This window comes from Aquiflexum sp., from assembly GCF_977115555.1.
Window position 1 is genome coordinate 1 of the sequence record NZ_CDSBKL010000347.1, and the last position, 4,392, is coordinate 4,392.

At 40.3% G+C, this 4,392-nt stretch carries 5 protein-coding genes; 1 reads left to right on the forward strand and 4 read right to left on the reverse strand.

Translation table 11 applies throughout. The features are described 5' to 3' along the window. A partial coding sequence (gene lepB, locus ACZFYI_RS16335; protein WP_462525196.1) for a signal peptidase I occupies positions 1-995 on the forward strand: 995 nt, incomplete at its 5' end. Between the two features lie 71 nt (positions 996-1,066). Here lepB and ACZFYI_RS16340 read toward each other — a convergent pair. The 4 genes from ACZFYI_RS16340 to ACZFYI_RS16355 form a co-directional block, all read right to left on the reverse strand. Beyond that, a complete protein-coding gene (locus ACZFYI_RS16340; protein ID WP_462525197.1) occupies positions 1,067-1,303 on the reverse strand; it encodes an NAD(P)H-dependent oxidoreductase subunit E in 237 nt (78 codons plus the stop codon). 199 nt (positions 1,304-1,502) lie between these two features. After that, positions 1,503-2,753, reverse strand: coding sequence for a DUF819 family protein (locus ACZFYI_RS16345; RefSeq protein ID WP_462525198.1), 1,251 nt, complete (start codon positions 2,751-2,753; stop codon positions 1,503-1,505). A gap of 47 nt (positions 2,754-2,800) precedes the next feature. Continuing rightward, positions 2,801-3,433, reverse strand: coding sequence for an NUDIX hydrolase (locus ACZFYI_RS16350; protein ID WP_462525199.1), 633 nt, complete (start codon positions 3,431-3,433; stop codon positions 2,801-2,803). After that, positions 3,420-4,103, reverse strand: a complete 684-nt coding sequence (locus ACZFYI_RS16355; protein WP_462525200.1) for a bifunctional isocitrate dehydrogenase kinase/phosphatase — start codon at positions 4,101-4,103, stop codon at positions 3,420-3,422. The genes ACZFYI_RS16350 and ACZFYI_RS16355 overlap by 14 nt, the downstream gene beginning before the upstream one ends. Between the last annotated feature and the right edge of the window lie 289 nt (positions 4,104-4,392).

Below are 4,392 nucleotides of genomic sequence, written 5' to 3' on the forward strand. Positions count from 1 at the left end.
TCCGTTGGCTTCTACTTGAGCCATTTACTATTCCCATTGCCTCAATGGAGAAATCTCTACTAGTAGGAGATTTTCTTTTTGTGAGCAAAATGCATTACGGGACAAGGATTCCAAGAACCCCTCTCCAGGTCCCTTTGACCCACCAAAAAATATGGGGAACCGATACCAAATCATATGTAGATTGGATTAAATTACCCTATTACAGGCTTCCGGGATTTTCGGATGTAAAAAGAAATGATGTGGTGGTATTCAATTACCCCTCAGAATTTGAATACCCGGTTGATCTCAAAACCAATTATATCAAAAGGGCAATTGCTGTACCGGGCGATATTCTTGAAATCAGAAAAACACAGGTGTTTGTAAACGGCGAGCCTGGACTAAATCCTGAAAAGATGCAGTTTTCATATGATGTGATGTCAGATAGAAACCTTACACCGGAGTTTTTTGATGAATATGGCATCAACCAAGACAGCTTTATGCCTTTTTCCAATGGTTCGGGCTATATGGTCATGGCAACTGCTGAATCCATTGAAAGGTTGAAAAGCTCCCCTGCAGTAGGTTCGATCACAATGAGACAGGACAGAGAGGAATATGGAGACCCAAGAATCTTCCCCGATGGTGTGTATTTTGGCTGGAACAAGGATAACTGGGGTCCCTTGGAAATACCAGGAAAAGGTTGGACCATCGAGATGACAAAAGAAAACATTGCCAAATACGTTTACACAATCGAGAAGTTTGAAGGACACGAGGATGTAAAAGTACAAGACAATGAATTGTATATCGACGGCCAAAAAGTAACTTCTTATACTTTCAAGCAGAATTATTATTTCATGATGGGTGACAACAGACACGACTCGCTTGATTCTAGGTATTGGGGATTTGTCCCCGAAGACCATATTGTAGGAAAAGCGTGGTTCTTATGGCTCTCACTAGACAAGCATAAGTCCATGTTCAATAAGATCAGATGGAGCAGATTCCTCAACGGAATCGACTAGCACAAAAAAAGCCGGGATTTGTATCCTGGCTTTTGTTTTTTTAGCCTAAGGCTAATATCTATTTCTGAAATCTAAGACATTTTCTTCTTGATTGCACCCAAATCTGCCTTTTTGACGACTTCATTATTGACTACCACTACAGGAGCGGATTTACAAAAATCCATACACTTGGTTTTTATTATTTTGTATTGGCCTTTGTGGTCCTCAGCCTTTGTCAGGTTCTTTATCTCATGTTGAAGTTTTTTACAACCCTCCTTTTTACAGTCAGATCCATTACAAATAAAAATAAATTTACGGTAGGTAGCCATTTAGTAGGTTTTAATGTAGACCTTAAAGTTAAACGCTTTTAAGTTTGTCAATTTTATTATGACACAAATTGTTGCAGAAAAACAGTGATTGGAGATTGAATTCCTAACCTAATACATAAATGGAATCCATTCAGTTCAAAAGTCTAAAGTTATGACCAATTAAAAATTGTCCTTCAAAGAGAAGAAAAGGAAAAGGACTTCAACCATGAATCCATTGCATGAGCAGTCCACTTAAATAGGCCCCGTATGTACCTAATGCATATCCCAATACCGCCATCAAAACACCTACAGGTGCCAATGAAGGATTAAATGCGGAGGCTACGATGGGAGCTGAGGCCGCACCTCCGATGTTGGCCTGAGAGCCTACGGCCACGTAAAAGAAAGGAGCTTTGATCAGGTAAGCTACCAAAAGCATGATCATAATATGGAACAGTATCCAGATGATCCCGATCAAAAACAAAACAGGATTGTCAAATATTGCCATCAGATCCATCTGCATGCCGATTGTCGCTACCAAAACATAAAGTAGCACAGACCCCAATCTGGATGCACCTGCTCCCTCCAATTCCCTTGCTTTGGTAAATGACATCAACAAACCTCCTGTTGTGGCAATGACTACTATCCAAAAGAAGGTCGAATCCAATGAATACTGGCTCAACTGAGGATAATTCTCTCCAATAAACGGTGCAACAATATCTGCAACCCAATGCGAAAAACCTGTAACAGCAAAACCAATTCCCAATATCAGCATGGTATCTGATAGTGTCGGAATCTTTAATATCCCCGCTCTATACTTTTCAACTTTCAATTGAAGCTCCAAGATCGCTGAACTGTCAGCTTTGAATATGCTATCAATTTTACCGGGCTTTGCAGCCCAAAAAAGCAACACAGCCATCCAAAGATTGGCGACCAATACATCCACTGCGATCATTTGACTGAAAAGCGATGGGCTTGCTCCAAACACCTCCAACATGGCTGTCTGATTGGCACCTCCGCCTATCCAGCTTCCGGCGATCGTTGATAGTCCCCTCCAAACTTCATCAGGTCCTACGCCATTTAATATTTCAGGATAAACGGAAGATACAACAAACAAAGCAAAAGGTCCTCCCAATACAATCCCAATCGTACCTGCCACAAACATCACCAGAGCTTTTGGCCCAAGCTTCAGGATACCTTTAAAATCAATGCTCAAGGTCAACAATACCAAAGATGTAGGCAGCAAATACCTTGAAGCTACTTTATATAGTCCCGATGATTCGCCCGAAATAACACCGAATGAATTGAAGAGCGCAGGGATAAAGTAGCATAAAAGCACAGAAGGAACTATTCTGTAAAACTTTACCCAAAAAGGAGCCTTGCTAGATGAGGTAGAAAATACCAAGGCAAGGATGGTCATCAATAATCCAAAAACAACGGCATCATTACTGATCAGGGGACTGCTTTCTTGCATGCTGGTAAATTGTTAGATATACAACGATACTACAATTAAGAGAAACTTCAAAACCCTGAATTTTCCCACAAATACGTGAATTCGCCCAACATCATTGCTGTAGCACCCCAGACTACCTCATTCTCAATATCAAAGTATGGCGTTTCAAACCTCGGCCCTGAGCTTCCCTTTACCTGAGTCAGTTTTCTGATCTCCTTGTCTAAAAGTACCGGAAAGGGACAGCTGATAATCCGTTCTACTTCTTTTGGTTCGGGTTTAAAATCAGGCTTTTCAGAGATAAAGCCAATGTAAGGTGATACCAGAAAATTACTTGGTGGGATATACACATCACTCAACTTACCCAGCAAGGTGACTTTTTCTGCATAGACTCCTATTTCCTCCTCCGATTCCCTAAGGGCAGTGACACTTAGATCTCTGTCAGAAGGCTCCCATTTTCCTCCCGGGAATGCTATCTGTCCACTGTGCACACCGGGATATTCCGGTCTTTTGATAAAAGGAACAAAACTATTGTGGGAATCAGGATAAAAAAGCATCAGAACAGCTCCCTTTCTGTGATCTTCCCGAACAGAAAACCTCTTTTCGTCTATGGGCTGTGGCAACATAGTCAAATGACCAAGCCTTCCCGGCAAGGGTTCCTTCAACAACCTTTCTAATTTTTTTACTACTTTAATTAGCTCCATTTGAAAAATCAATGTTTTGGAGCTTCTTGGTCAGATACCCTGTTTTTGGATAATTGGTTGTATGAAGAGGATGTTTAAAGGTCAGATACTTTTGCTCATTGGGAATAATGAGCCATATTTTAGGTGTAATACCGTTTTCTTCCTCAAAAAATCCTGCAACCATCAGGTGATCTGGACTGACCCAAATAGCTTCCTCAAAACCGCCTGAAGGACCCATAAACATCAACCTTTCGCGCATGCCGTTTGATTTGAAATATATCACTTCAGAATCCGGATTGAAGGAAACTTGGGCTTCTTCCGGCCTGACCACCTTATAGCTATAGATGTCCACGACTCCTTGGCCGTCCGGATTAGGGACAAGGTATTTAAATAGGGGGTGCTCTTGCTGAATAAAATTTTCTTCAGGCCATTCCAAAGTTTCATAGGGAATTTCCCTGCTTATCTGAAAACCTGCTATATCAAAAGATGGCTCTTGCGTCTTCCAATACCGGGTCCAATTAGTCAATTGTTGGAGGCCGGAAGCTAATAATTGGCTGTATTCTTCCTCTTTGGATATGGAAGCTTTTTCCTGGGTTTCTTCTTTCTTTTCTTTTTGAAAAGTACAGGAACCCAAGAAAACCAAGCATCCAAGTAATAATCTAGTGGTAGACAATCTGGCTAATAGGGACATCTTTGGCTTAATAAAGAATACGAATGAAATATAAAAACCCCAAAAATCAAAAAAGGTCAGAACATTGTCCCAACCTTTTTTATCTCTCAAACCTATTAAACCTATTGTAGATATTCAATGTATGAATAACGTGCTTGAAAGGTAAATAATGTTTTTTTATTGTCCAAACAATCGATTGCGAAAATTTTATTTTGTGGGTTTCAAAATCATAATTCAGGCTTTTTATGGTCCAAAAATCAAAAAATACCAAGCATTGTAAGCCATTGAAATACTTTAAAATAAGCTCATC

Coding starts and splice junctions, on each gene's coding strand:
- ACZFYI_RS16340 (WP_462525197.1), bottom strand. CDS start 1,303: ATGGCTACCTACCGTAAATTTATTTTTATTTGTAATGGATCTGACTGT.
- ACZFYI_RS16345 (WP_462525198.1), bottom strand. CDS start 2,753: ATGCAAGAAAGCAGTCCCCTGATCAGTAATGATGCCGTTGTTTTTGGA.
- ACZFYI_RS16350 (WP_462525199.1), bottom strand. CDS start 3,433: ATGGAGCTAATTAAAGTAGTAAAAAAATTAGAAAGGTTGTTGAAGGAA.
- ACZFYI_RS16355 (WP_462525200.1), bottom strand. CDS start 4,103: ATGTCCCTATTAGCCAGATTGTCTACCACTAGATTATTACTTGGATGC.